Origin of the sequence: Pseudomonas fluorescens (genome assembly GCF_902497775.2) — a bacterium.
In the GTDB taxonomy this organism is placed as follows: domain Bacteria; phylum Pseudomonadota; class Gammaproteobacteria; order Pseudomonadales; family Pseudomonadaceae; genus Aquipseudomonas; species Aquipseudomonas putida_F.
Genome location: NZ_OZ024668.1, coordinates 4003397 through 4030191, shown reverse-complemented (window position 1 = coordinate 4030191; position 26795 = coordinate 4003397). Strand labels below are relative to the sequence as shown.

The 26795-nt window shown below is 61.8% G+C and carries 25 protein-coding genes, 1 tRNA gene and 2 pseudogenes; 18 read left to right on the top strand and 10 right to left on the bottom strand.

Annotation, left to right across the window (positions count from 1 at the left end):
* The first annotated feature begins 1 nt into the window (after position 1).
* The 9 genes from tolQ to F8N82_RS18475 all read left to right on the top strand — a co-directional run bounded on the left by tolQ (position 2) and on the right by F8N82_RS18475 (position 6556).
* Positions 2-697 (top strand): protein TolQ, encoded by a 696-nt coding sequence (gene tolQ, locus F8N82_RS18515; RefSeq protein WP_010223192.1) that lies wholly within the window; start codon positions 2-4, stop codon positions 695-697.
* Between the two features lie 14 nt (positions 698-711).
* Positions 712-1164, top strand: a complete 453-nt coding sequence (gene tolR, locus F8N82_RS18510; protein WP_038996652.1) for a protein TolR — start codon at positions 712-714, stop codon at positions 1162-1164.
* Entirely contained in the window at positions 1164-2240 is a 1077-nt protein-coding gene (tolA, locus tag F8N82_RS18505) for a cell envelope integrity protein TolA (RefSeq protein ID WP_038996651.1), read from the top strand. The genes tolR and tolA overlap by 1 nt, the downstream gene beginning before the upstream one ends.
* Positions 2237-3538, top strand: coding sequence for a Tol-Pal system beta propeller repeat protein TolB (gene tolB / locus F8N82_RS18500; RefSeq protein WP_038996650.1), 1302 nt, complete (start codon positions 2237-2239; stop codon positions 3536-3538). Before tolA ends, tolB begins: the two co-directional genes overlap by 4 nt.
* Positions 3539-3590: 52 nt before the next feature.
* On the top strand, positions 3591-4088 hold the full coding sequence (pal, locus tag F8N82_RS18495; protein ID WP_010223188.1) for a peptidoglycan-associated lipoprotein Pal: 498 nt from the start codon (positions 3591-3593) through the stop codon (positions 4086-4088).
* Positions 4089-4094: 6 nt separating this feature from the next.
* On the top strand, positions 4095-4925 hold the full coding sequence (gene ybgF, locus F8N82_RS18490; protein ID WP_038996648.1) for a tol-pal system protein YbgF: 831 nt from the start codon (positions 4095-4097) through the stop codon (positions 4923-4925).
* 158 nt (positions 4926-5083) lie between these two features.
* Positions 5084-5731 carry a 7-carboxy-7-deazaguanine synthase QueE gene (gene queE / locus F8N82_RS18485; RefSeq protein WP_038996646.1) on the top strand — a complete coding sequence of 216 codons (648 nt, stop codon included), beginning with the start codon at positions 5084-5086 and terminating at the stop codon, positions 5729-5731.
* A 13-nt stretch (positions 5732-5744) separates the two neighbouring features.
* Positions 5745-6419: a 7-cyano-7-deazaguanine synthase QueC gene (gene queC / locus F8N82_RS18480; protein ID WP_038996645.1), complete on the top strand. Its 675-nt coding sequence runs from the start codon at positions 5745-5747 to the stop codon at positions 6417-6419.
* Between the two features lie 61 nt (positions 6420-6480).
* A tRNA-Lys gene (locus tag F8N82_RS18475) sits at positions 6481-6556 on the top strand.
* Positions 6557-6640: 84 nt separating this feature from the next.
* Here the strand turns inward: F8N82_RS18475 and F8N82_RS18470 are convergent.
* Positions 6641-8854, bottom strand: coding sequence for a TonB-dependent receptor (locus tag F8N82_RS18470; RefSeq protein ID WP_038996644.1), 2214 nt, complete (start codon positions 8852-8854; stop codon positions 6641-6643).
* A gap of 168 nt (positions 8855-9022) precedes the next feature.
* A complete protein-coding gene (locus F8N82_RS18465; RefSeq protein WP_038996643.1) occupies positions 9023-10276 on the bottom strand; it encodes an ankyrin repeat domain-containing protein in 1254 nt (417 codons plus the stop codon).
* A gap of 148 nt (positions 10277-10424) precedes the next feature.
* Here F8N82_RS18465 and F8N82_RS18460 point away from each other — a divergent pair, with 148 nt between their 5' ends.
* A complete protein-coding gene (locus tag F8N82_RS18460) occupies positions 10425-10883 on the top strand; it encodes a hypothetical protein (protein WP_038996642.1) in 459 nt (152 codons plus the stop codon).
* Here the strand turns inward: F8N82_RS18460 and F8N82_RS18455 are convergent.
* A complete protein-coding gene (locus F8N82_RS18455; RefSeq protein ID WP_038996641.1) occupies positions 10825-11775 on the bottom strand; it encodes a DMT family transporter in 951 nt (316 codons plus the stop codon). The genes F8N82_RS18460 and F8N82_RS18455 overlap by 59 nt on opposite strands.
* 97 nt (positions 11776-11872) lie before the next feature.
* Between F8N82_RS18455 and F8N82_RS18450 the strand changes: the two genes are divergently transcribed.
* Positions 11873-12754 carry a LysR family transcriptional regulator gene (locus F8N82_RS18450; protein WP_038999564.1) on the top strand — a complete coding sequence of 294 codons (882 nt, stop codon included), beginning with the start codon at positions 11873-11875 and terminating at the stop codon, positions 12752-12754.
* A gap of 48 nt (positions 12755-12802) precedes the next feature.
* Complete coding sequence (locus F8N82_RS18445) at positions 12803-13498, top strand: peptidoglycan DD-metalloendopeptidase family protein (protein WP_038996640.1); 696 nt, start codon at positions 12803-12805, stop codon at positions 13496-13498.
* A gap of 59 nt (positions 13499-13557) precedes the next feature.
* Here the strand turns inward: F8N82_RS18445 and F8N82_RS18440 are convergent.
* The 6 genes and pseudogenes from F8N82_RS18440 to F8N82_RS18415 all read right to left on the bottom strand — a co-directional run.
* Positions 13558-13998 (bottom strand): annotated as a pseudogene (locus F8N82_RS18440) (transporter); the annotation flags it as partial.
* Positions 13999-14108: 110 nt separating this feature from the next.
* A pseudogene (locus F8N82_RS18435) lies at positions 14109-14526 on the bottom strand (hypothetical protein); the annotation flags it as partial.
* 74 nt (positions 14527-14600) lie between these two features.
* Positions 14601-15011, bottom strand: a complete 411-nt coding sequence (locus F8N82_RS18430) for a hypothetical protein (RefSeq protein WP_052251568.1) — start codon at positions 15009-15011, stop codon at positions 14601-14603.
* Positions 15012-15124: 113 nt separating this feature from the next.
* The gene (locus tag F8N82_RS18425; RefSeq protein ID WP_038996638.1) at positions 15125-16423 is read right to left on the bottom strand and encodes an NAD(P)/FAD-dependent oxidoreductase; all 1299 of its coding nucleotides are present in this window, start codon (positions 16421-16423) and stop codon (positions 15125-15127) included.
* Positions 16420-17499 (bottom strand): polyamine ABC transporter substrate-binding protein, encoded by a 1080-nt coding sequence (locus tag F8N82_RS18420; protein ID WP_414602468.1) that lies wholly within the window; start codon positions 17497-17499, stop codon positions 16420-16422. The genes F8N82_RS18425 and F8N82_RS18420 overlap by 4 nt, the downstream gene beginning before the upstream one ends.
* 59 nt (positions 17500-17558) lie before the next feature.
* A complete protein-coding gene (locus F8N82_RS18415; RefSeq protein ID WP_038999558.1) occupies positions 17559-18917 on the bottom strand; it encodes a glutamine synthetase family protein in 1359 nt (452 codons plus the stop codon).
* A gap of 174 nt (positions 18918-19091) precedes the next feature.
* On the opposite strand from F8N82_RS18415, the gene F8N82_RS18410 reads away from it, so the two are divergent.
* From F8N82_RS18410 to nadA, 4 genes are all read left to right on the top strand, one after another.
* The gene (locus F8N82_RS18410; protein ID WP_038996636.1) at positions 19092-20006 is read left to right on the top strand and encodes a helix-turn-helix domain-containing protein; all 915 of its coding nucleotides are present in this window, start codon (positions 19092-19094) and stop codon (positions 20004-20006) included.
* 53 nt (positions 20007-20059) lie between these two features.
* Entirely contained in the window at positions 20060-20929 is an 870-nt protein-coding gene (locus F8N82_RS18405; RefSeq protein ID WP_038996635.1) for an isocitrate lyase/PEP mutase family protein, read from the top strand.
* Between the two features lie 54 nt (positions 20930-20983).
* On the top strand, positions 20984-22480 hold the full coding sequence (locus F8N82_RS18400; RefSeq protein ID WP_038996634.1) for a YdgA family protein: 1497 nt from the start codon (positions 20984-20986) through the stop codon (positions 22478-22480).
* Positions 22481-22707: 227 nt separating this feature from the next.
* Positions 22708-23766, top strand: a complete 1059-nt coding sequence (gene nadA / locus F8N82_RS18395) for a quinolinate synthase NadA (RefSeq protein ID WP_038996633.1) — start codon at positions 22708-22710, stop codon at positions 23764-23766.
* A 104-nt stretch (positions 23767-23870) separates the two neighbouring features.
* On the opposite strand, the gene F8N82_RS18390 is transcribed toward nadA, so the two are convergent.
* Positions 23871-25304, bottom strand: a complete 1434-nt coding sequence (locus F8N82_RS18390; protein WP_038996632.1) for a M48 family metalloprotease — start codon at positions 25302-25304, stop codon at positions 23871-23873.
* A gap of 124 nt (positions 25305-25428) precedes the next feature.
* Between F8N82_RS18390 and F8N82_RS18385 the strand changes: the two genes are divergently transcribed.
* Together F8N82_RS18385 and F8N82_RS18380 are read left to right on the top strand one after the other, a co-directional pair.
* Positions 25429-25668, top strand: coding sequence for a sulfurtransferase TusA family protein (locus F8N82_RS18385; RefSeq protein WP_038996631.1), 240 nt, complete (start codon positions 25429-25431; stop codon positions 25666-25668).
* A gap of 24 nt (positions 25669-25692) precedes the next feature.
* Entirely contained in the window at positions 25693-26763 is a 1071-nt protein-coding gene (locus F8N82_RS18380; RefSeq protein WP_038996630.1) for an AI-2E family transporter, read from the top strand.
* Positions 26764-26795: the final 32 nt, after the last annotated feature.

Genomic DNA, 26795 nt, shown 5'->3' with positions numbered 1-26795 from the left:
CGTGGAAGCTAACGTCGTCGACCATACCTCCATGTGGAGCCTGGTCAGCAATGCCAGCATCGTGGTACAGCTGGTCATGCTGATTCTGGTGGCCGCATCGGTCACGTCATGGATCATGATTTTTCAGCGCAGCACCATGCTGCGCGCCGGTCGTCGTGCGCTGGACAGCTTTGAAGAGCGCTTCTGGTCGGGGATCGACCTGTCCAAGCTGTATCGTCAGGCTGGCAGCAACCCAGACCCGGATTCGGGCGTAGAGCAGGTGTTCCGTGCCGGCTTCAAGGAGTTCTCGCGTCTGCGCCAGCAGCCAGGCGTCGACCCTGACGCGGTCATGGAAGGCGTTGGCCGGGCCATGCGCGTCGCCATCTCCCGTGAGGAAGAGAAGCTCGAGCAGAGCCTGCCGTTCCTCGCCACTGTCGGTTCCACCAGCCCGTACATCGGTCTGTTCGGTACCGTGTGGGGCATCATGAACTCCTTCCGTGGCCTGGCCTCGGCGCAGCAAGCGACCCTGGCCACCGTGGCCCCGGGTATCGCCGAAGCCCTGATCGCCACCGCGATTGGCCTGTTCGCCGCGATCCCTGCGGTTATTGCCTACAACCGTTTCGCTGCCCGCAGTGAAGTCTTGATCGGCCGTTACTACACGTTCGCCGACGAGTTCCAGGCCATCCTGCACCGTAAAGTGCACACCAGCGAAGAGTGATCAGGTAAAAGCCCATGGCCCGAGTTCGCCACAAACGCAAGCCGGTCGCCGAAATGAACGTGGTGCCATACATCGACGTGATGCTGGTACTGCTGGTGATTTTCATGGTGACCGCACCGATGCTCAACCAGGGCGTGAAGGTCGACCTGCCCAAGGTTTCCAGTGAAGCCTTGCCGCAGGACAACAACGTCCAGGTCCTGACCATTTCGATCAAGGCTGACAAGACCTACTTCTGGAACCTTGGCAGCGAAGTCGACACCGACAAGCAGATGGACAAGGCCATGACCTTGCCGCAAATGACCGACGCCGTGACCAAGATCATCAGCGCCGGCCGTAGCCAGGGCAAGCAGACCCAGGTCTTCATCCGTGGCGACAAGTCCGTTGACTACGGCGCGGTCATGGGTGCCATGGGCGGGTTGCAGAAGGCAGGTGTCGGTAACGTTGGCCTGATTACCGAGGCGCCCTGATGCAACAGCGAGAGCCATCCGCCTCGGAAAGCTATTTCTGGCCCAGCGTCTGGGCCATTGGGCTGCACGTTCTGGTGTTCGGCATGCTGTTCGTCAGCTTTGCCATGACCCCGGAACTGCCGCCGGCCAAGCCTATTGTCCAGGCTACCCTGTACCAGCTGAAATCCAAGAGTCAGGCCACCACCCAGACCAATCAGAAGATTGCCGGTGAGGCCAAGAAGACTGCTTCGCGTCAAACCGAAGAAGAACAGATGGAGCAGAAGAAGGTCGAGCAGCAGGCAGTGAAGGCTGCGGAACAAAAGAAAGAAGAAGCGGCTCAAAAGGCCGAAGAGGCGCGCGCCGAAGCCGAGGCGAAGAAAGCCGAGCAGGCCGAGAAGGCCGAGGAAGCGAAGAAAACCGCCGAGGCCAAGAAAGCCGAAGAGGCGAAAAAGGCCGCCGAGAAGCAACAGGCTGACATCGCCAAGAAGAAGGCCGAAGAGGAAGCCAAGAAAAAGGCTGACGAAGAGGCCAAGAAGCAGGCGGCTGAAGAAGCCAAGAAAAAAGCAGCCGAGGACGCCAAGAAGAAGGCGGCCGAGGACGCCAAGAAAAAAGCGACGGCTGAAGAGGCGAAGAAAAAAGCCGCCGAAGACGCCAAGAAGAAAGCCGCAGCTGATGCGGCCAAGAAGAAGGCACAGGATGCAGCCCGCAAGGCGGCGGAAGACAAGAAAGCCCAGGCCCTGGCCGAGCTTCTGTCCGACACCACCGAACGGCAGCAAGCCCTGGCTGACGAGCAGGGTGACCAGGTGGCCGGCGACTTCGACGACCTGATTCGTGCACGTGCGGCCGAGGGTTGGGCACGTCCGCCTTCTGCGCGCAAGAACATGACGGTGGTCCTGCAGATCGGCATGTTGCCGGACGGCACCATTACCTCGGTGAGCGTAGCCCGCTCCAGTGGTGACGGTCCGTTTGACAGCTCGGCTGTGGCAGCGGTCAAGAACATTGGTCGTTTAACCGAAATGCAGGGCTTGAAACCGAGCGAATTCAATCCCTATCGTTCATTCAAGATGACATTCACACCTGAGGATCTAGCCTTGTGATTAACCTTCTTCGAGGACTGCTGGTCGTTCTCTGCTGTGCAGCAGGGTTGGCCGTAGCAGATGAAAAGAACATCCTGGTCACCAGCGGCAGCGATCGCGCCACGCCGATCGCGGTCGTGCCGTTCGGTCTGCAGGGCGGCAGCGTGCTGCCTGAAGACATGGCTGACATCATCGGTAATGACCTGCGCAACTCCGGTTATTACTCGCCGATCCCGCGCCAGAACATGATCAGCCAGCCGAGCCAGGCCAGCGAAGTGATCTTCCGTGACTGGAAAGCCCTGGGTGCCCAGTACGTGATGGTCGGCAGCATCGTGCCTGCTGGCGGTCGCCTGCAGGTGCAGTACACCCTGTTCAACGTCGCTACCGAGCAGCAAGTGCTGACCGGCAGCGTCTCGGGCAGCGTCGATCAACTGCGCGACATGTCGCACTACATCGCTGACCAGTCGTTTGAAAAGCTCACCGGCATCAAGGGTGCGTTCTCCACCCGCATGCTCTACGTGACTGCCGAGCGCTTCTCGACCAACAACACCCGTTACACCCTGCAGCGTTCGGACTACGACGGTGCGCGGGCGGTAACCCTGCTGCAGTCGCGTGAGCCGATCCTGTCGCCACGCTTTGCCCCGGATGGCAAGCGCATTGCCTATGTGTCGTTCGAGCAGAAGCGTCCGCGCATCTTCGTTCAGCACATCGACACCGGTCGCCGTGAGCAGATCACCAATTTCGAAGGCCTCAACGGTGCGCCAGCCTGGTCGCCGGACGGTTCGCGCCTGGCGTTCGTGCTGTCCAAGGACGGCAACCCGGACATCTATGTGATGAACATGGGGTCGCGTCAGCTGTCGCGCGTCACTGCAGGTCCTGGTATCAACACCGAACCGTTCTGGGGTAAAGATGGTTCGACCATCTACTTCACCTCCGACCGCGGTGGCAAACCACAGATCTACAAAACCAATGTTTCCGGCGGTGGTGCAGAGCGGGTAACTTTCGTGGGTAACTACAACGCCAACCCTAAACTGTCGGCGGATGAAAAGACCCTGGTGATGATTCATCGCCAACAAGGTTTCACCAACTTCAAAGTGGCTGCACAAGATTTGCAACGCGGCAGTGTAAAGATTCTCTCCGAGACAAGTCTTGATGAGTCACCCACTGTTGCGCCCAACGGCACCATGCTAATCTACGCCACCCGCCAGCAGGGCCGGGGAGTCTTGATGCTCGTCTCTCTCAACGGACGCGTGAGGCTCCCGCTTCCTACCGCTCAAGGCGAAGTCAGAGAACCGTCCTGGTCCCCTTACCTGAACTGACGCGGCGCTTTACGTTTTACTTAACACACTGGGGTTCATTAGGAGTTTCACGATGGAAATGCTGAAGTTTGGTAAGTTTGCTGCGCTGGCTCTGGCCATGGCCGTAGCTGTAGGTTGCTCCTCCAAGGGCGGTGATGACGCTGGTCAAGGCCAAGTCGATCCTAACGCTGGCTACGGTGCCAACACTGGCGCTGTTGACGGCAGCCTGAGCGAAGAAGCTGCTCTGCGCGCAATCACCACCTTCTACTTCGAATACGACAGCTCGGACCTGAAGCCAGAAGCCATGCGCGCTCTGGACGTTCATGCCAAGGACCTGAAAGGCAACGGCGCTCGCGTCGTGCTGGAAGGTAACACCGACGAGCGTGGTACTCGCGAATACAACATGGCTCTGGGCGAGCGTCGTGCGAAAGCCGTTCAACGCTACCTGGTACTGCAAGGCGTTTCTCCTGCCCAGCTGGAACTGGTTTCCTACGGCGAAGAGCGTCCAGTTGCTACCGGTAACGACGAGCAGTCCTGGGCTCAGAACCGTCGCGTCGAACTGCGTAAGTAATTCGATATGCGAACGTGCCGTCGTGCTGTAACCGTCCTGGCTCTCACCCTGCCTCTCATGGCCTGGGCTGAGGTTCCTGTTGTTGATGACAACGCAGGCTATAGCGGCGCAAGCAGCTATCCGCCCGCGGGTTATGGTACGAACGGCGCCTATGCCGGGGGAGGGGTTACGGCCCCTGCCTCGGCACAGGGCCAGCTGTTCATGCAACTGCAGCAAATGCAGGAGCAGATAGCGCGTCAACAAGGCATCATTGAAGAGCTGCAAAATGATGTCTCACGCATGAAGCAGGAGAGCCTGGAGCGTTACCAGGACCTGGATCGGCGTATCGGAAGCGGTGTTGCACCTGCCGCCACTCCTACCAATTCCCCAGCCGGTGGCGAAGCTGCTGCCGGTGCTGCTGCAGGCGCTGCCGCTGGTGCTGCCACCGGCCAACAGCCTGCCGCCAGCAGCGAACCTGGCGACCCGGCGAAAGAGAAGCTCTACTACGACGCTGCTTTCGACCTGATCAAAGCCAAGGACTTCGACAAGGCCAGCCAGGCGTTCAACGCCTTCCTGCGCAAGTACCCGAACAGCCAGTACGCCGGCAACGCCCAGTACTGGCTCGGTGAAGTAAACCTGGCCAAGGGTGACCTGCAAGCCGCAGGGCAAGCCTTCGCCAAGGTCAGCCAGCTGTATCCCAAGCACAACAAGGTGCCGGATTCGCTGTACAAGCTGGCCGACGTAGAACGCCGCCTGGGTCACACCGATCGGGTCAAGGGCATTCTCCAGCAGGTGGTCACCCAGTACCCGGGTACCTCGGCTGCACAACTGGCCCAGCGCGATCTGCAAAAGCTCTGAACCAGCCGTTTTAAAAGAAACCCGCGCTAGTCGCGGGTTTTTTCGTTAGAATCACTGCCCTTTTATGAAACACGCTGCTGTGAACTACGCGATGACGGGTTCTCAGCGGTGCCTGACGGAGGCGGACAGCCTGTTTAGCTGTTACGCCCGTGGCGACTATGCAAGACACATTACGCATTACCGAAGTTTTTTACTCTTTGCAGGGTGAAACGCGTACCGCTGGGCTGCCCACGGTATTCGTCCGCCTCACCGGCTGCCCGCTGCGTTGCCAGTATTGCGACAGCGAGTACGCATTCAGTGGTGGCAGTATCCGCACCCTCGACTCGATTCTCGAACAGGTCGCCGGCTTCAAGCCGCGCTATGTCTGCGTCACCGGTGGTGAACCGCTGGCCCAGCCCAATGCCATTCCTTTGCTCAAGCAACTGTGTGACGCCGGTTACGAGGTGTCGCTGGAGACCAGCGGCGCCCTGGATATTTCCAGGGTCGATACCCGGGTCAGTCGCGTGGTCGACCTGAAAACCCCGGGCTCCGAGGAAGTGCACCGTAACCGATACGAGAACATCGAGCTGCTGACTCGCAACGATCAGGTCAAGTTCGTCATCTGTTCCCGTGAGGACTACGACTGGGCGGTGTCCAAACTCATCCAGTACGGCCTGGAAAAACGTGCTGGCGATGTACTCTTCTCGCCAAGCCACCACCAGGTGAGCGCAACGGACCTGGCCGACTGGATCGTGGCCGATAATTTGCCGGTTCGCTTCCAGATGCAGCTGCACAAGCTGCTGTGGAACGACGAACCGGGACGCTGACAGGAGTGATGCAATGACTGAAAAACGTGCGGTAATTCTGCTTTCCGGCGGCCTGGACTCGGCCACCGTCGTCGCCATGGCCAAGGCCGAAGGCTACAGCTGCTACACCATGAGCTTCGACTATGGCCAGCGCCATCGCGCTGAGCTGAACGCCGCAGCGCGGGTTGCCCGCGACCTGGGCGTGGTCGAGCACAAGGTTATCGGTCTGAACCTGGACGGTATTGGCGGCTCGGCCCTGACCGACAGCAGCATTGATGTACCCGAAGCGCCGAGCGAAGGCATTCCGGTCACCTACGTGCCAGCACGCAACACCGTATTCCTGTCCCTGGCCCTGGGCTGGGCAGAGGTGCTTGAGGCGCGTGATATCTTCATCGGCGTCAATGCCGTGGATTACTCCGGCTACCCGGATTGCCGTCCGGAGTTCGTCGAGGCTTTCGAGCGCATGGCAAACCTTGCCACCAAGGCTGGTGTCGAAGGAAACGGTTTCCGCATCCAGGCGCCGCTGCAGAACCTCAGCAAGGCGCAGATCGTTCAGGCCGGCATGGCCCACGGCGTGGATTACAGCCTGACCGTTTCCTGCTATCAGGCCGACGATGAAGGCCGCGCCTGTGGCAAATGTGACAGCTGCCGCCTGCGCGCTGACGGCTTCAAAGCCGCCGGTGTAGAGGACCCGACAAGATATTTTTAAATTATTTTGCGATGGGGTGTTGATTTCCTGTTAGAAATCAGTATTATACGCGCCATCCAACGGGTCGTTAGCTCAGTTGGTAGAGCAGTTGGCTTTTAACCAATTGGTCGTAGGTTCGAATCCTACACGACCCACCATACGCTGTAAGAGAAAGCCCGCGTCCTGCAAAGGTCGCGGGCTTTTTCGTTTCTGCGGGAGCGGCGGTGCGATGATTCGACCAATCAGAACGCGTAGGTCGCCGAGAGAATCGCCGAACGCGCATCGCCATACTCGATGGCTGAAGAGCGCGCATCGGTACCGTTCTGCTGGCGCACACGTTCGACGTAGTCCTTGTCGAACAGGTTGTTGACGTTCAGCTGCAGGTCGAGGTCGTCGTTGACCCGGTACGCCACCATGGCGTTGTGCAGCCAGTAGGCGTCAAGCTTGGCGCTGGTGCTGGAGGTCACGTTGCGTTCGCTGACGTAGCGCGCGCCGTAGCCCAGGGTCCAGCCGGCAGGCAGCTCGTAGGTGGTCCACAGGTTGAGCGAGCGCGGTGGGGTGTTGCCCAGGGCCTGGCCTTCGCGGGCAATGCCGGCTGCGGTATTGGCGGCCTTGAGGGTTTCACTGTCGAGGAAGGTGTAGTTGGCGAACACGTCCCACTGCTCAGTGATATGCCCGGTAACCCCGACTTCCACACCCTGAACCCGCTGCTTGCCGGCCAGCTGGGTCGAGCCGTCGGCCATGGTTTCGCGGGCGTTGGTCTTCTCTACCCGAAACAGCGCTGCGTCCAGCTCCAGGCGTTTGTCGAGCAACTCCCATTTGGTCCCCAGTTCCCAGGTCTCGTTTTTCTCCGGGGCGAGGTTCTCGGTGCTAGCGCTCAGGCCGCCGCCGCTAGAGGCCAGGCTTTCTGCCGAGGGGTTGAAGGAGTTGCCCCAGGCCAGGTAGATACGGCCGTTCTCGGTGGGCTTGTAGACCAGCCCGGCGCGCCCGCTGAGCTTCTCGTCGGTGGAGTCGAAGTCGGAGGTGCGTACATGCGCAGCGTCGTAGCCTTTGGCTTTGCCCTTGAACTTGTCGTAGCGCAGGCCCAAGTTCAGGTCCCATTGCTCATGCAGGGCAATGGTGTCGAACAGGTACAGCGCCTGGTTGGTCAGTTCGGTGTCGGTATAGCCGCTGGTGGCTTTGTTGGCTGGCCCCGACCAGTGCCCTGGCGGGTTGCTCAGGTCGTAACCATTGGCGGGATACAGGGCGTTGCTCAGCCCATAGCCGTAGGTTTTCAGGTCCATGGTTTCACGTGAGACTTCCATGCCGCTGACCAGGTCGTGGCGCATGCCCAGCAGGTTGAAATTGCTGATCAAGTTGGTCTGGTTGATCCACATTTCGGTGGTCGCGTCGCGGCCATAGCCTTGCGGGCCTGCCGGGCGGTAACGGCCCGGGGGCAGGCCGGTGGTGTTGACGTGGGAAGCCGACACCGTGGTATCGCGGGCAATATGGCTGTAGCGCGTGAGGTTCTGCAAGCGCAGGTTGTCGTTGAAGTCGTGCTCGAAGTTGGCGGTGAACGAGCTTTGCTCGATCTCCTCCTTGTCGAGGTTCTTCCAGCCGAAATAGTCCTCACGGCTAACCCCCGCCAGGCGTTTGCCGTCCAGGGCCGGTACACCGTAGTCAGGCAGGTTGTCATCGACCTGGTGGAAGGCGCTCAGGGTCAGGCGCGTGGACTCGCTCAGGCCCAGGCGCAGGGACGGGGCGATAGCCCAGCGTTCACGGTCGATCTGCTCGCGGCCGGCGACATCGTTCTGATGGCCCATGAGGTTGATGCGAAACGCGCTGTCTTGGCCCACGCCTTCCAGCGGCTGGTTGCTGTCCAGGGTCATGCGGTAGTAGTTGTCGGTGCCGACGCTGCCGCCCAGGCGGGTGAAGGCCTGGTCCTGGGGCTGCTTGCTGATGATGTTGATGCTGCCGCCGCTGGTGCCGGCACCGCCGAACACCGAGTTGGGCCCCTTGATGACTTCGACCTGCTCGACATTGAAGGTGTCGGTACGGTTGGTCTGCGCGCTGTCACGCAGGCCGTCGATCTGGATGTTGCTGTTGGCCGAGAAGCCGCGGATGTTGATGCTGTCGCCCGACCCGCCACCGCCTTCGCCGGCATTGAAGGTGATGCCGGAAACGTTGGACAGGACCTGGCGCAGGCTCAGGGCCTGCTGCTCCTTGATCACCTGGGAGGGCACCACGGTAATGGTCTGGGGCGTGTCGAGCAGCGATGTAGCGTACTTGCTCGAGGCTGAACGCTCGGTCTTGTAGTCGCCGCCGGCCTGGGCGTCGACGTTGATGTTTTCCAATTGCAGCGGGGAGGCCGGGGCTTTGTCGGCGACGGCGTAGCTTGAGGCCGAGGCGACGGCAAGGCCCAGTGCCGAGGCCATGAAGGGGCGGGAAGGACGACCAGGGGCGAGTTCGCTTGTCATGAGCGGAGCTACCTACACAATTAAGAACGCAAGTGTTTATGAGAATTATTAGCAGATGCGTTTTTATGATAAGCGGCCTTGAAGCTTTTCACCTCAACAACAGTTGTATCCAGTTATTTCTCAGGACGGCTGCCCACGACGCTTAGCCGTCGTGGGCAGCGCAGCGCATCAGCCGAACAGCGTTTGCACAAGGGTTTCCATGCGTTCAGCTTCGGCCAGGTATTGCTCGAAACTGCGATTGCTGTACATTTTTCTCGCCTTGATCCGCTTGGCGTCGCGACGCTGCTGCTCGGCGCGTTCCACCAGTGCTTTGCGCAATGCGTCGGCACTGGCCGTCGAAGCCTCCAGCAGCGCCCGGGCCATGACCTCGGCACTTTCCATATGGCCCTGGGCAGCGGCGCTGAGCACTGCACTCGGTTCGCTCAAGGCACCCATGCCCAGCAAGCGCGAGGCCAATGCCGGGGAAACCTGGGAAGCGCCAATCGACAGGGTGTCGGCCTGCACCGGCACGCCCTGGTCGAGCAACCAGCTGGCCGCCTCCAGGTGCCCGTGCTGCAGGCAGCATTCCAGGCTCGCACCGTGTCCGCGCAGCGCCTCGCTCAGGTCGCAGCCAGCGTTGCGCAGGGTTGCCAGGCGTTCGATATCGCCCTGACTGGCAGCATCGAGCAACGCCAGTTGGCGCAGGCGTGGCTGATTGGCGAGGCTGCCATCGGCCAGTGCCGGGCGCCAGTCCAGTACCCGCTGACGCAGTAACGTTTCCAGCCGCGTCTTGAGCGCCAGCCCCGCGTCACCGGCATTGCCCAGTTCATCCAGTGCTTCGAGCAGTTCGCTGGCGCTGCTGTACTCGGCCTGTGGGTCGAACGGGTCTTCTTCGTAGGCCAGCAGGCGAAACAACCCGGCGATGTCATCGGCGATGCGCGCGAGGCTGTCCTGGTGCAGGCTGCCGGCCCAGGCCGGTGGCAGCCCACGGCTCCAGGCAATCACTGCGCCATGGTCGGGGCCCGGGGTGACGCAGACGTACAGCCGCTCCAGGTACTCGAAACCGCCGAAAGGCAGGTAGTCCAGTTTGCCGCTCCAGGGGCGACCCTCGTCCCGGGCGGCTTCTTCGGCCTGTTCCAGTTCGTGTTCGATCCAGCCCCAGAGATCGCGGTAGCCGTCGCTGTCGGGATAGAACAGTTCACTGAAGGAGAACGGGTGGCGATGGCCGTCGTAAACCACCTCCAGGTCGTAGCCGACGCGACCGCCCAGGCCGGTCTGCCACAGCTGCAACAGACCTGCAGGCACGGGGCCGGCCAGATGGGCTTCGACCCGGGCCAGGGTTTGCGCGTCGATGGGCGGCTGGACATCGAAGATCACACAGCCTTCTAACAGGGCCAGGCGGTGGTCCTGCAGCAGCTGACGTTCGGCGGGGGAGAGTTCCATTCGTGGTCCACCTTGAAATTGGGCCGCAGACTTTAGCACGGGTCTAAATGGTCATTGTATTGCCCGCGACCCTCACGCCGAATTGATCTAAACGCCGGGAATGAGGGGGGTAAAATGGTCTGGACGCTGTCGCGCAGGAGTCATGGCAATGAAATCCTTCAGCACACTCGCGTTAACCACGGCATTGGCCGCTGTACTGCTGGCCTGGCCGGCGCAGCGCTTGCAGGCATCGGAGTACCAGGAGCCTGTCGATATGTCCGGGGTCAAGCTGCAGCCCCAGGAGCAGAATGGCGTAAGTTATGTCACTGGCGGTATCGGTATCGACGAGTCGCGGGCCATTCAGCAGGTGCAGGGCTATAACCTGCACCTGACCTTCTCGACCGGACCCGAGAACAAGTATGTGCCGGACGTCGACCTGACGATCCAGGGTGTACAGGGGCAAACCCTGCTGCAACTGAGCCAGGTCGGGCCGATGGTCTACGTCAAGCTGCCACCGGGCCGATACAACCTGGTCGCCTCGCGTAACGGCGAGCAGCAGTTGAGCGCAGTCAACCTGGTTCCCGGCCAGACCGGCAAGGTGAACCTGCACTGGAAGCAGGACAACTGAGCGGTGCCCGCACCCGGTTGACCAGCAGGATGCCGAGGATCACCAACGTGCCGCCGATCATCATGGCGCCGCTGATTTGCTCGCCCAGCAGCACGGCGCCGGCCACCACGGCGGTCATGGGGTTGAGGGCGATGAAGCTGCCGGCCCGGGTGGCGCCGATCCTGGCGATGGCGTCGTAATACAGCACGTACGCCAGTGCCGAACCCAACGCCCCCAGGTACACCAGGCTGGTGAGGTCGCGCGCCGACAGCAAGCGCAATGCCCTCATGCTCAGGCTGCCATTGAGCAGGGCATGCAGGCTGAGCATCGCCGCCCCGGCGAACACGGCGTAGGTCACCGTATGCAGCGCGCCGATCTGTTTGACTAGGCTTACGCAGAACACGCTGAAGATCACCCAGCTCAGCACGCAGCCGAAGATCAAACCATCGCCGATCCAGTTGCCCTGGCCGATTGCCCCAGGGGCTCGGGCCAGCACTACCCAGCCGGCGCCCAGCAGGCACAGGACGATGCCGAGGAGCTGCGCGCGGCCCAGGCGTTGCCTGAAACACAGGTAGGCGACGATCGCCATCACGGCGGGATTGGTCGCCACGATCAGTGAAGCCCTGGAGGCATTGGTGTACTGCAAGCCATGGAAGAAGAACAGGGTGTAGGCATAGATACCGGAAAACCCCAGGCCGGCGATCTGCATGGCCTGAATCCTGTTCACCCGGACAAAGCCTTTTTTCGAAACCAGCAGGATCATCATCAGCACCCCGCTGGCCAAGGCAAAGCGCAGGCTGCCGAGTAACAGCGGGTCGATGCCGCTGGCCAGGGCGCGGCCGGCGACGAAGGTCCCGCCCCAGAGCATCGAGACCAGCGCAAGTTTCAGGTAGGTGCAAAAGTGAGACGGCATGGGCGGCCCTGGCTGACGACGAACAAGTGTTACGCCATACTTGTCCGAATGCCGACTCATAGGGAAATGAGTAATCGCTCATGGGGTGTTGCTGCCGATGACCTTGACCCAGCTGGAAATTTTCGCCGTTGTCGCCGCGCGCAAAGGCTTCACCCTGGCGGCTGCGCAACTGAAAATCTCGCAATCAGGGGTTTCCCACGCTGTTCGTGCCCTGGAACAGGAGCTGGGTGTCGCCCTGTTCGAGCGTCAGCAGGGGCAGATCGAGCTGACCGATATTGGCAGCCGCCTGCTGCAACGGGCGCAGGCCTTGCTCGGCCTGGCTGAAACCATGCGCCAGGAGGCCCTGGACGCGCGCGGGATGAAACAGGGTACGCTACGCATCGGCTCGTTCGGGCCGACGGCGTCGGTGCGCTTGTTGCCGGCGATCCTTGGCGCCTATCGCCAGGCGTATCCCGGCATCGAGGTGCATATCGACGAAGGCCCGGACCGCCAGGTGCTGCAATGGTTGCAGGAGCGGCGTATCGACGTTGGCTTTGTGGTGCTACCCGAAGAGCAGTTCGATACCTACCCGTTGCTGGAAGACCAGATGGTGGCGCTGATGCCCGCTGAGCATGCGTTGGCGCAGCAGTCTGCGGTGACCCTCAAGCAATTGTGCTTCGACCCTTTCGTACTGACCGAAGCCGGTTCCGCCGAGATTGTCTCGCGCCTGTTTCTCGCCGCCAGGTTGCAGCCACGGGTTCGCTACTGCACCTCGCAACTGCTCAGCACCCTGGAAATGGTCGCCCGTGGTGAAGGCTTGAGCGTCGTGGCCCAGTCGTCCTTGCCGTTGCCCGCGACCCTGGAGTACGTGCAGCGCCCGCTCGATCCGCCGGTCAAGCGTACGGTCGGGCTGGCCGTCGTCGATGAGCGCATCATCTCGCCCGCGACCCGGGCCTTTATCGAAGTTGCACGGACTTTGCCGCGTAATGCTGCCGACTGATTTATAGTAGCGCCCTCGTCAACGGCGTCTCCGGGAAAAGGAAGTGGTGTGTTTTTCAGGTTTGTTCTGATCGCCGTAATGCTGGCGATGTCCGCATGCAGTTCGCATTCCCCAAGCCCCGGTACTTCCGCCAACAAAGTCGTGGCCGGCACCTACAAGGTCAAGCGCGGCGATACCCTGTATTCGATTGCCGCGCGCCATGGCTGGAACTTCAAGGAACTGGCGCGCTACAACGGCATCGGTGCGCCCTATGCGGTGAATGTCGGCCAGACCATCCGCTTCGGCGGCTCGAAAACCACCACCCGCAGCACCACCCGCACCACTACCAGCGCCAGCAAGGCCAGGCCCGCAGCGCCGGCCACCAAGGTCACCCTGCGCGGTTGGGCGTGGCCGCTGCAGGGCACGGTGATCCGCCGCTTCTCGTCCGCCGACAAGCTCAACAAGGGCATCCGCATCGCTGCGACACCGGGCCAGCCGGTGTACGCAAGCCTGGGCGGCAAAGTGGCCTTCGCGGTGAACATCCGTGGTTACGGCAATCTGATCATCCTCCAGCACGGCACGTCCCACGCCAGCGTCTACGGCCACAACAGCAAGTTGCTGGTCAAGGAAGGCCAGACCGTCAGCAAGGGCCAGAAGATCGCCGAAGCCGGCGACCTGGATACCGACCGGGTGCAGCTGTATTTCGAGATTCGCCAGAACGGCAAGCCGATTGACCCATTGAGCGTACTGCCGGCAGCAGGCTGATGGCTTAGTTGCGTCGCAACAGCGTGCCTGGCGCTGTTGGCAGCACGTCAACTTCAGCGTTACCAGGCGTAGTTCAGGCGTAGGGTCCAGGTGTTGACGTCCGGTGACTTGTTGCATTCCGAGACCGAGTCGGTGTAGGCGATCAGGCCGCCGAACTGCGGCGAGAGCATGAAGCCCATGCTGGCGCCGAGCAGCACGTTCTCCTGCTGGTTGTCCTGGTCGACGCCGTCGACCCTGGTTTCGCCACCGGCGCTGTAGGTGGCGTCCAGCGAAGCCCAGAGCCCGCGATTGATGGTGTAGCTGTAATGGCCTTCGACGGCATACAGCGGCTTCTGTTCCAGCTTGCTGTCGCCCGGGTAATCGTCGTTGTCACCAAACAGCGAGACCCAGGTGTTGATCTCCAGCCAAGTCGGGCCGATGGGATGACCAAAGCCGATTTCCGGCTTGATCACCCAGCGGTTGGCGCCGATGTTGATCACTCGGTTCTTGTCGTAGTCGCCATGCCGATTTCGCCGATGCGGGTTTCGAGTGCCTGGGCGCCGCTGATTGACAGGGCAAGCAGTGTGCCGGCGATTGCGGTCAGTCGAAGCCTCATCAGTAGTCCTTACTTGTCGAAGGTCCAGGTGGCGGTGGAGCGCAGGTACCAACCCTTGGGCAGGTTGTGAATGATGAATGGCTGCAGGGTGGCCGACTCCACGTGCGCCCGGTCATGGTCACCGGCAAACGAGCTCTGGTACTGCACACGGGCGCCGAGCCGGCCGCGCGGCATCGATGGCAACGGCCGCGAGGCCCGCCTGCCATTTACCGGTACCCAGTTCGTCGTGCTCGGCGGTTGGCGCAGTGATCTGCGGGCCGATGCCCAGCTGTACGCCTTCGGTCTTGAGCAGGAAGATGTCGAACAGGTTCAGGTCGCCGATGCCGATGCCGATGCCGATGCCGGTGCTGTAGCCGCCATGCGGATCCGGGCGGGTACTGACCGGCAGGGTTGCCCGCAGCAGTTGTGGCACAGGCAGGAAGTCGCCCGGGGCAACGCGAGGCAAATGGCGTAGGTCCTTTGCATAACGTGACAGCCTGATCAATGAAACGGTTAGAAGCGCTTGAGCTACTGGTACTTGATCACGATGCCTTTTAGCTTGCGCCCTTCGATCGTGCGGATATCGCGGTCCCACAGCGGGCCGCTGACGTAGGCGGACACCGGCTGGATCCGGTCATAGACCACCACCACGGCATCGCCGCCGATGCTGGCGGCCTGCTCGCGCAGCTTCTGTTCGACTTCGGTAATCGGCGGTGGCGGCTCGACGCTGGCATCGACGACGATTTCACCGAGCCGGGCATGGGGGCGGGTTGGCTCGCTGCGCAGCACCTCGACATTGGCTGCACGGGTGGGGGCTGCATGGGGCGCGCCGACATATTCGGTGGTGCGCGCGTCGATATTGCTGCAACCGGCCAGGGCCAGCAGCAGACCGCCGAGCAGCCAGTGCTGGCGCGGGTAAAGCTTGAGGCCTGCGATCATCCTTCGATTCCCTCCGAAGCCTGTCATGCACTGAAACAAAGACTTATCTGAAAGTAGCTGCAATTGAGTCAGTCGCAAGGGAAAGAAGGATGTTTAACGGGCGGCAAGGCGTCCTAGCCAAGCACCTCACGCAGGCGGTACCAGAACATCCCCAGCGCCAGCAGTGGCGAGCGCAAGGCCTTGCCGCCGGGGAAGGTCAAATGTGGCACCGCGCTGAACACATCCAGACCCTGGCTGTGCCCGGCATGAATCGCTTCGGCCAACAGCCGCGCGGTCCAGTGGGTGACGTTCAGGCCGTGGCCGCTGTAACCCTGGGCGTAAAACACATTGGGGTGCTGGGACAGGCGCCCGACCTGGGGGAAGCGATTGGCGGTGATGCCGATCTTGCCGCCCCACTGAAAATCGATGCGGGTATCGGCCAATTGCGGGAACACCTTGAGCATCTTCGGCTTCATGTAGGCGCCGATGTCCGCAGGGTCGCGCCCGGAGTAGTGGCAGGCGCCGCCGAACAGCAGGCGCCGGTCGGCAGACAGCCGGTAATAGTCGAGGCCGACCTTCTGATCGCACAGCGACAGGTTCTGCGGAATCAGTTGCTCGGCCTGTGCCTTGGACAACGGCTCGGTGGCGATGATGTAGCTGCCGGCGGGCAACACCTTGCCGCTCAGGCGCGGCTCCAGCTCATCCAGGTGCGCGTTGCAGGCCAGCACCAGGCTGGCGGCGCGTACCGTGCCATGACTGCTGCGTACCTGCACGGTGGCGCCATGGTTGATCTGCAGCACCGGGCTCTGTTCGAAGATGCGCACACCCAGGGATTCGGCCACGCGGGCTTCGCCAAGTACCAGGTTGAGCGGGTGCAGGTGGCCCGAGCCGCGGTCGATCAGGCCGCCGGCATAGACGTCGGAGCCGACCACCTGATGCATCTGCTCGGGCCCGACCAATTGCGTTTCATGGCGATAGTTCAGTTCGGCCAGGCTTTGTTGTTCTGCGCGAAAGGCGGCGAACTGCGCCGGGGTATTGGCCAGTTCGCAAAAGCCCCAGCGCAGGTCGCAGTCGATGCCGTGCTCGCGGATACGCTCGGCCACCACCTCGACCGACTCGATGCCGGCGCGCTGCAGGTACTTGACCCCGTCCTGGCCGACGTAGCGGGCAAAGCCTTCGACTTCATGGCCGATACCGCGAATCAGCTGACCGCCGTTGCGCCCGCTGGCGCCCCAGCCGATGCGCCGGGCCTCCAGAAGGATCACCGAGAGGCCGCGCTGGGCCAGTTCGATGGCGCAGTTGACCCCGGTAAAACCGCCGCCGATCACACAGACATCGGCCTGCAGATCGGCGCCCAGGGCAGGGTAGGGCGCCAGGTTGTGCGCCGTGGCGCTGTAGTAGGAGCGGGCGTGTTCAGGGCTGTACTGGTTCATTTGTTCGACTTCACTTTGCTCCAGGAGCGGGTCATCAGGCGCATGATCTGCGGCGTCGGAGTGTTGGAGACATACAGCTTGTCCAGCACCTGTTGCGGCGGGTACACCTCGGGGTTGTTGACAAGCTCGGCATCCATGTACTGCTTGGCCGGCGGGTTGGCGTTGGCGTAACCGACCACGCCGCTGACCTTGGCGATCACTTTCGGGTCGAGCAGGTAGTTGATGAAGGCATAGGCCTCTTTCGGGTTGCTGGCGTCGGAGGGGATGGCCAGCAGGTCGAACCACAGGTTGCTGCCTTCCTTGGGAATGGCGTAGGCGATGTTGACGCCGTTCTTGGCTTCTTTGGCGCGGTTGGCGGCCTGGAACACGTCGCCCGAATAGCCGAAGGCTACGCAGATATCGCCGTTGGCCAGGTCCGAGACGTATTTGGACGAGTGGAAATAGGTGATGTAGGGGCGCAGGGTCAGCAGTTTGGCCTCGGCTTCCTTGTAGTCTTCAGGTTTGTTGCTGCGTGGATCTTTGCCCATGTAGTTGAGGATGGCCGGGAACAGCTCGTCGGCCGAATCCATGAACGATACGCCGCACTGGCTGAGCTTTTTCAGGTTCTCGGGCTCGAACATCACCGCCCAGGAGTCGATGTGATCAACGCCGAGCACCTGCTTGACCTTGTCGACGTTGTAGCCGATGCCGTTGGTGCCCCACAGGTAGGGCACCGAGTGCTGGTTGCCGGCATCGTTTTCTTCGAGGGCCTTGAGCAGTGCCGGGTCGAGGTTCTTCCAGTTCGGCAACTGCTCGCGGTCGAGTTTCAAAAAGGCACCGGCTTCGACCTGGCGGGCCAGGAAGTGGTTGGAAGGCACGACCACGTCGTAGCCGGTGCGGCCGGCCAGCAACTTGCCTTCCAGGGTTTCGTTGGAGTCGAACACGTCGTAGATGACCTTGATACCGGTGCTGCCCTGAAAATCCGCCAGGGTGGTTTCACCGATGTAGTCGGTCCAGTTGTACACGCTGACACTGGGCTGGGCCTGGGCCGCGGCGCTGACCAACAGCGCCAGGGTTGCAGTTACGACTGTTTTCATGGGACGCATATCGACACCTTTTTGAATTGTTGTTTTCGATACTTGTTACAAGCTCGGGCTCAGACGCTGAGCAGCAGGAACTCCCGTTCCCAGGAACTGATCACCCGTTTGAAGTTCTCGTGCTCGGCCCGTTTGACCGCCACATAGCCACGCACGAATTTGCTGCCCAGGTACTGCTCGATGGTCGGGCAGTCTTCCATGTGCGCCAGGGCGTCTTCGATGGTGATCGGCAGGCGCAGGTTGCGCCTCTCGTAGGCGCGGCCCTGTACCGGGGCGCTGGGGTTGATCTTCTCGACCATGCCCAGGTAGCCGCACAACAGGCTGGCGGCAATCGCCAGGTAGGGGTTGGCATCGGCGCCGGGCAGGCGGTTTTCCACGCGCATCGCTTCGGGGCTCGAGGTTGGTACACGCAGGCCCACGGTGCGGTTCTCTTCGCCCCATTCGACGTTGACCGGCGCCGAGGTGTCGGGCAGGAAGCGGCGGAACGAGTTGACGTTGGGGGCGAACATCGGCAGCACTTTGGGGATGTATTTTTGCAGGCCGCCGATGTGGTGCAGAAACAGCTCGCTCATGTTCCCGTTGTCGTCGACGAAAATCGGCTTGCCGGTGGCGATGTCGACCACGCTCTGGTGCAGGTGCATGGCGCTGCCCGGCTCGTCGCCCACAGGTTTGGCCATGAAGGTGGCGGTGACGTTGTGCTTGAGCGCCGCCTCGCGCATGGTGCGCTTGAACACGGTGATCTGGTCGGCCAGGTCGAGGGCGTCGCCGTGACGGAAGTTGATTTCCATCTGCGCCGGGCCGTCTTCGTGAATAAGCGTGTCGAGGTCCAGGCCCTGGGCTTCGCACCAGTCGTAGACGTCTTCGAACAGCGGGTCGAATTCGTTGGCAGCATCGATCGAGAACGACTGACGGCCGCTTTCGGCCCGGCCCGAGCGGCCCAGTGGCGCTTGCAGCGGCAAGTCCGGGTCTTCGCAGCGCTGGGTCAGGTAGAACTCCATCTCCGGTGCGACGATCGGCTGCCAGCCTTTGTCGGTGTAGAGCTTGAGGACTTTCTTGAGCACGTTGCGCGGCGACAACTCGATCGGGTTGCCCTGTTTGTCGAAGGTGTCGTGAATGACCACGGCGGTCGGCTCGATGGCCCATGGCACCACATACACCGCGGCCGAATCCGGGCGGCAGACCATGTCGATGTCGGCCGGATCGAGCAGGTCGTAGTAGATATCGTCGTCGACAAAGTCCCCGGTTACCGTTTGCAGAAGCACACTTTCCGGCAGGCGCATGCCTCGTTCATGCAGGAACTTGTTGGTCGGTGCGATCTTGCCGCGGGCGATACCGGTCAGATCACTGACCACGCACTCGACTTCGGTAATCTTGTGTTCTTTCAGCCACGCAGACAGCTGATCGAAAGGGGCATTCATAAAGACCTCGTTGTTGGTTTTATCCACGCCAGGACCGGCAGTTGCGACCGGCTTGCCACCCAAGCGGCTTCCCCTGTAGCGCGTTGAGGTCTATCTTGGGTGACGCTTGCGCATTCGATCTATCCACTTTCAGCAAGACTAAAATGCACCAAAAGAGTGCATAAAGAGCAGCTCATGACAGCGTCAACGCCTTTGCGGGTTCAAGCTTTCAACACCGCCGATGTCACCGAACAGGTCCGTGCCACCCCAGGCTGGACCCAGCATTACCAACAGATGTCTCCCGGGCATTTCGCCGGCCAGTTGCGTTGCCTCGACCTGCAGGGCGTGGAGATCTACGAGGAGTGCATGAACACCCGGGTCGAGCAGAACTTCAGTGCGCCGGCCGGCTCCCTGGCGTTCTGTTTCGACCGCAGTGACCACAGCCTCTACGTGCTCAATGGCGAAAGCCGCAACATCTGGATCACCCCCGAGAACTATCAGGAAGTGGCCGTGGTGTTCGGCCCGGAATTCGTTCAGCGCCACGGTCTGGACATCGCCCGCCTGGACGGCCTGTTCATGGCGCCGCTCAACTCGATGCAGAACGAGCTGTTCAGCCGCTGGCTGAGCGGGACCCTCACGCGCATTTCGCAGGCCATCGACCCGCCCAGCCAGGACGCGCTGGCTGAACAGTTGTTTGAAGACTGTCTGTTCATCCTCGATAATGCGTGCATCTGTCTTGATCGCGGGGCGTTGTGGCGGCGTACCGAGGAGCGGGCGATCATGCGTAAAGTCGGCGAATGGGCCGCCGATTGCCCCGAAGAAACGCTCAATTTGCTCGAACTTTCACAGGTCGCCGGGGTGTCCTTGCGCCAGTTGCAACACGCCTTCAAGACGTTCACCGGCATGGCTCCGGCGCAGTGGTTGCGCCTGCGCCGGCTCAACAGTGCGCGACGAGAACTGCTCAGTTGCCGGCCCAGCGACACCACCGTAGCCGAGGTGGCCATGCACTGGTCGTTTTGGCACCTGGGACGGTTTTCCGACAGCTACCGCAAGCTGTTCAAGGAACTGCCCAGCGAGACGCTCAAACGCGCGGCGCTGTCAGTCAGATAGCCAGCAGTGGTAATGTTCGACCTACTAAATGAAGTCGATAGCCTGGAAAGACCATGCCAAGAGCCTCCCACCAAGACCTGCGTCGCGCGTTCCGTCAACTGCTTGCCTCACCTGCCTGCTACCACACCGCCTCCGTTTTCGACCCGATGTCGGCGCGTATTGCCGCCGACCTGGGCTTTGAGGTGGGTATCCTCGGTGGCTCGGTGGCCTCCCTGCAGGTGCTGGCCGCCCCTGACTTTGCCCTGATCAGCCTCAGCGAGTTCGCCGAGCAGGCGACGCGGATCGGCCGGGTGGCCCAGTTGCCGGTGATCGCCGACGCCGACCACGGCTATGGCAACGCGCTCAACGTGATGCGCACGGTGACCGAGCTTGAGCGTGCCGGGATTGCCGCGCTGACCATCGAGGACACCCTGCTGCCGGCCCAGTTCGGGCGCAAGTCCACCGACCTGATCAGCATCGCCGAAGGCGTCGGCAAGATCCGTGCGGCGCTGGAGGCGCGGGTTGATCCGGAGCTGTCGATCATTGCCCGGACCAACGCCGCGCTAATTGCTACCGAAGAAGTCATCGCTCGCACCGTGGCCTACCAGAACGCTGGGGCTGACGCCTTGTGCATTGTCGGCATCCGCGACTTCGAGCACCTGGAACAGATTGCCGCGCACCTGAGCGTGCCGCTGATGCTGGTGACCTACGGCAACCCGCAACTGCACGACGATGCGCGCCTGGCCGAGCTAGGCGTGCGCATTGCCGTCGATGGCCATGGCGCCTACTTTGCCGCGATCAAGGCCACCTACGACTGCCTGCGCGAGCAGCGCCGCATCACCTGCAGCACCTCGGACCTGAGCGCCACCGAACTTACCCATACCTACACGCAGCCGGACGACTACATCGTCTGGGCCCGCGAGTACATGGACGTCAACGAATAGGCCGCAAGGCTTAGCCAAAGCAACAACTCTCTACAAATGGAAGCGAAACAATTCATGAAGAAATCTACAGGCGTACTCGGCCTCGCAGTGGCAGTGGCAGCGGTGTGCACCGCGGGTGCCTGGTACACCGGCAAGCAACTGCCCGGCGTGCTGGAAACCACCATCGCCGAATCCAACGCCCAGACCAAGCAGGCGCTGGTGGGTATGGACACCCTCGTGGAGCTTGAGCTGGTATCGCTGGACAGCCGTCTGTTCAGCAGTACCGCCAAATACCGCCTCAAGGTAAAGAACCTGCAGGTTGGCGAAGACAGCAAAAGCTTCGAGCTGAATTTTGTCGACCAGATCGAACACGGACCGTTGCCGCTGTCGCGGGTCAAGGCACTGAAGCTGATGCCGGTCATGGCTGCCAGCCATTACCGCCTGGAAAAAGACGCTGCCACCGCCGACTGGTTCGCCCTGACCAAGGACGTTTCGCCGCTGCAAGGCCAGGTCGCCTACGGCTACGATCGCTCGATGGACAGTGCTTTCCAGGTGGCGCCGATAGAGTGGAGCAAGGACGGCTCGTCGCTGAAGTTCTCCGGGCTTGAAATCAGTGGCCACGGCAACGAAGGCGCTGAACGCGTGCAGCTCACCGGCCAGTCGGCCGGCCTGAGCCTGAACCTGGTTGACCCCGACAGCAAAGTGCTGAAAGTCGAGATCAAGGGCCTGAGCCTGACCGGCGACATGACCAAGACGCCGTTCGGCTTCTATGTCGGCAAGATGGACATGGCCGTGGCTGATACTGTCGCAACCTTCGGTGACGAGCAAAAGGTCCTGATACTCAAGGGCCTGGCGCAGAACAACGAGTACAAGAACGACGGTGACAAGCTCTCGGCGCGCATGGAATACAAGGTTGGCGACATCAACTTTGACGGCAAGGCAATCGGTGCCGGTGAGATGGTCTGGAGCCTCAAGCGTCTCGACATCCCGGCCATGCAGGCGCTGTTCGGCTGGTACCAGAGCCGTCTGCCGGAGTTCCAGCAGGCCGCTGCCGAAGGTGCAGGCATGCCGGACCTGGCAATGACCGACGCTGAAAAAGCCCAGGTGCGCAGCGATGTCCAGCGTCTGCTGGCGGCCAAGCCGCAGATCGCCCTGGAGAACCTGTCGTTCAAGACTGCCAATGGTGAAAGCCGTTTCAGCTTCAGCGTTGACCTGGCCAACCCGACCTCCCTGGAGCTGCCACCAGAGGAGCTGTACAAGCAGTTGATTACCCAACTGCAGAGCAAGCTGTCGCTGTCCAAGCCGATGATCGGTGACCTGGCGACCCTGCAGGCGCAGTTCGAAGGCCAGACCGATGCGGCTATCGTCTCCCAGCAAGCGGCCCAGGCCGGGGAAATGGTCAGCATGATGGCGGTGCAAAGCCAGATGGCCAAGGTCGAGGGCAACGACATCGTTACCTCGCTGCACTATGCCGATGGCATGGTCGACTTCAACGGCCAGAAGATGACCGTCGAGCAGTTCGCCAGCGTGATCATGGCCAACGCCAGCGCGATGCAGGCGACCGGCGGTTGATGTTCAGGCCCGGGGCGCCCGCCCCGGGCTTGTTTCACTAAAAAAACCTTTTGAATTCATCCGATTATCTGTAGCCTTCGGCATCCTATAAAAACCCGAGGCCGCAGCTGGTCCGTGGTTCTGTGTGCAAGGCTGTTTTGCCCTGCCTGCGGAGCCTGTAGCCGATTTGCCAGGGCTCGGTGATACACTCGACTTACGCGCTCAATGCGCCTGCAGGTCCAGCGATCATGACCCAGATTTCCGAACGCCTTCTCGTCCAGGCCCACCTCGATGCCAAGCAGCCCAAGCCGCTGACACCCGAGCAAGAGGCCGACTACCGCGCCGCCATTGCCGCCGAGCTCAAGGCGCAAAATGCGGTGCTGGTTGCCCATTACTATTGCGACCCGGTGATCCAGGCCCTGGCCGAGGAAACCGGCGGTTGCGTGTCCGACTCGCTGGAAATGGCCCGCTTTGGCAAGAATCACGCGGCCACGACCGTAGTGGTGGCCGGTGTGCGCTTCATGGGCGAGACGGCCAAGATACTCACTCCGGAAAAGCGCGTGCTGATGCCGACCCTGGAAGCGACCTGTTCGCTGGACTTGGGTTGCCCGGTGGATGAGTTCTCCGCGTTCTGCGACAAACACCCCGAGCGCACCGTGGTGGTGTATGCCAACACCTCGGCGGCGGTAAAAGCCCGGGCTGACTGGGTGGTGACCTCCAGTTGCGCGCTGGAAATCGTCGAAAGCCTGATGGACAACGGCGAGACCATCATCTGGGGCCCGGACCAGCACCTGGGCCGCTATATCCAGAAGCAGACCGGCGCCGACATGCTGTTGTGGGACGGTGCTTGCATCGTCCACGAAGAGTTCAAGTCGCGCCAGCTGGCCGACATGAAGGCGCTGTACCCGGATGCGGCCATCCTGGTGCACCCGGAGTCGCCCGAGGCGGTGATTGACCTGGCCGACGCGGTAGGTTCCACCAGCCAGCTGATTGCTGCGGCGCAGACCCTGCCGAACAAGACCTTCATCGTCGCCACCGACCGCGGCATCTTCTACAAGATGCAGCAGCTGTGCCCGGACAAGATCTTCATCGAAGCGCCCACCGCCGGTAACGGCGCGGCCTGCCGCAGCTGCGCGCATTGCCCGTGGATGGCCATGAATACCCTGGAGCGCACCTTGCAGTGCCTGCGTGAGGGCAGCAACGAGATCTTCGTTGAGCCGGCGCTGATCCCCCAGGCGATCAAGCCGCTCAAGCGCATGCTCGACTTTACCCAGGCGGCGCGGATGAAGTTGTCCGGTAACGCCTGACGGCCCCATCGCTGGCAAGCCAGCTCCCACAGGTTCGGTGCATGCAAATCTACTGTGGGAGCCGGCCTTGCCGGCGATAGGCTGCGAAGCAGCCTCATGCGGTCTTAGCGCATCATGTCCTTGACCATCCGCTGCTGCTCCATCAGCTCGCGCTGACGCGCATCGATCTTCGACGCCAGGACAAAGTTGTTGCCGGCGCGCTGCTTGGCGTAGTCGAGCTGCTGCAAGGCCTGGTCGAAATCGCCCACCAGGGCAAAGTATTCGGCGCGGGCCTGGTGCAGGCCGATGGTGTTGCCCGACAAACCACGTACTTCCGCTACGTCATACCAGACATCCGGATCTTCCGGACGATTCTTGAGCAGCGCATCCAGCGCCTTCTCTGCCTCGGCAGGGCGGTTCTGCTTGAGCAGCAGGTCGATGCGCGCCTGTTGCAGCGGGTAGTTGGCCGGGTACAGGCCACGCATCCGCTCGACGCGCTGCTGGGCATCGGGTAAGCGATTGTTGGTGATGTCCAGGTCGATCTGCGCCAAGTTGTAGGTGATGTCGTTGGGCGCCTTGGCCAGCAGCGGCTTGAGGTTTTCGCGCGCCTCGTTCAGGCGTCCACCCTTGATCTGCGCCAGCGCCAGGCCGTAACGAGCGGCATCTTGCTGCGGGTTTTCATCGAGCTGCGCCTGGAAGCGCTTGGCCGCAAGACCTGGGGTGCCTTCGTAGATCAACGCCACCCGGGCGCGAATCAGCTGATAGCGCTTGCTGTCTTCGGTGCCGCCCTTGGGCGCCTGTTCGGCGCGGTTGCGGGTGTCGGCGATCCGCGATTCGGTGACCGGGTGAGTCAGGAGGAATTCCGGCGGCTTGGCGTCATAGCGGTACTGACGCATCAGGCGCTCGAACATGGTCGGCATGTTGCGCGGATCGTAGCCGGCCTTTTCCAGGTTGAGGATACCGATGCGGTCGGCTTCCTGTTCGTTCTGCCGGGAGAAGCGCCGCTGTTCCTGGATGGCCGCCGCCTGGGTACCGGCAATCGCGGCAATACCGGCATCACCGGCGCCTGCAGCGGCGGCGACGATACCGATCAGCAGCGCGCCCATCATCGGCAGCTGCATACGCTGCTGGGCCTCGACGCCACGGGCGAAGTGGCGCTGGGACAAGTGCGCCAGTTCGTGGGCCAGCACTGAGGCGTACTCGCCTTCGGTCTGGGCATTGAGAAACAGTCCGCCGTTGACCCCGACGATCCCGCCAGGGGCGGCGAAGGCGTTGAGTTCACGGCTGTCGATGAGAATGAACTCCAGGCGCCGGTCCTGCAACTGGCTGGTTTCGGCCAGGCGGTAGACGCTGGTTTCGACGTAATCCTTGAGCTGGGGATCGTTCAGTTGATTGACATTGCCTCGCAGCAGGCTGAGCCAGGCGCGGCCCAGTTGGTGTTCCTGTTGCGGGGAGACAATGGCAGAACTGGCGTCGCCGAGTGACGGCAGGTCGTCGGCATGGCTGGGGAGCGCCATCAAACAGGCCAGCGTCAGCAGGGTAGGGCGCAGAAAATTCATGCACGAAGCTCTGGTCGACAAAGAACCTTACTGTAGCCCGCTCACACGTTGGCGACCAGTGGCGGTATCCTACCAGGCATTGTTCAAAATGCTACCTGTGCCGCATACCTGCCTGGAGAACCCCATGAGCGCTACCCCGACCCATGACGCCGAACTCGACGCCAGCGGGCTGAACTGCCCGCTGCCGCTGCTCAAGGCGAAGATGGAGCTCAATCGCCTGGAAAGTGGCGCAGTGCTCAAGGTGATCGCTACCGACGCCGGTTCCCAGCGCGACTTTCGCACTTTTGCCAGATTGGCTGGTCATACGCTGCTGCTCGAAGAGGCCGAAGCCGGGGTGTACACCTACTGGTTGCAAAAGGCCTGAGTTTTCTCTGTTAAAGGATCGTCAATGTTCAAGGTGCTTCGCGACTGGATGCAGCGCTACTTCTCCGATGAAGAAGCGGTGGTATTGGCGGTCTTGCTGTTTCTGGCGTTCACCGCAGTCCTGACCCTGGGCGGCATGCTTGCCCCGGTGCTGGCGGGGATGGTCCTGGCGTTTCTGATGCAAGGGCTGGTCAACGCCCTGGAGCGCCTGCGAGTGCCCACGCGCTACGCCGTGGGGCTGGTGTTCATGCTGTTCATGGGCGCCCTGGCGGTGTTCCTGCTGGTGCTGGTGCCGCTGCTTTGGCATCAGTTGATCACCCTGTTCAACGAACTGCCGGGCATGCTCGGCAAGTGGCAGTCGCTGTTGCTGCTGTTGCCCGAGCGCTACCCGCACCTGGTTTCTGACGAGCAGGTGCTGCAGGCCATTGAAGTGATGCGCGGCGAGATCGGCAAGTTCGGCCAGTGGGCCCTGACCTTCTCGTTGTCGAGCCTGCCGCTGCTGGTCAACATCATGATCTACCTGGTGCTGGTGCCGATCCTGGTGTTCTTCTTCCTCAAGGACCGTGAACAGATCGCCCATTGGGTCAGTGGTTACCTGCCCAAGGAACGGGCGCTGATGACCCGGGTGGCTGAAGAAATGAACCGGCAGATCGCCAACTACATTCGCGGCAAGGGCATCGAGATCCTGATCTGTGGTGTGGCCACCTACATCGCCTTCATCAGCCTGGGGCTCAACTATGCGGCGCTGCTGGCCTTGCTGGTGGGCCTGTCGGTGGTGGTGCCCTATGTCGGCGCGGTGGTGGTGACCGTGCCGGTAACCCTGATTGCGCTGTTCCAGTGGGGCTGGGGTGATCAGTTCATCTACCTGATGGCGGTGTACGCGATCATCCAGGCCCTGGATGGCAACGTGCTGGTGCCGTTGCTGTTCTCCGAGGCGGTGAGCCTGCACCCGGTGGTGATCATCTGCGCGGTGCTGCTGTTTGGCGGGCTGTGGGGGTTCTGGGGGATCTTCTTTGCCATCCCGCTGGCGACCTTGTTCAAGGCCGTGCTGGATGCCTGGCCGCGGCGCGAGCCAATGGTGGCGCCGCTGCTCTAAAAGCATCGCGGGGCAAGCCCGCTCCCACAGTA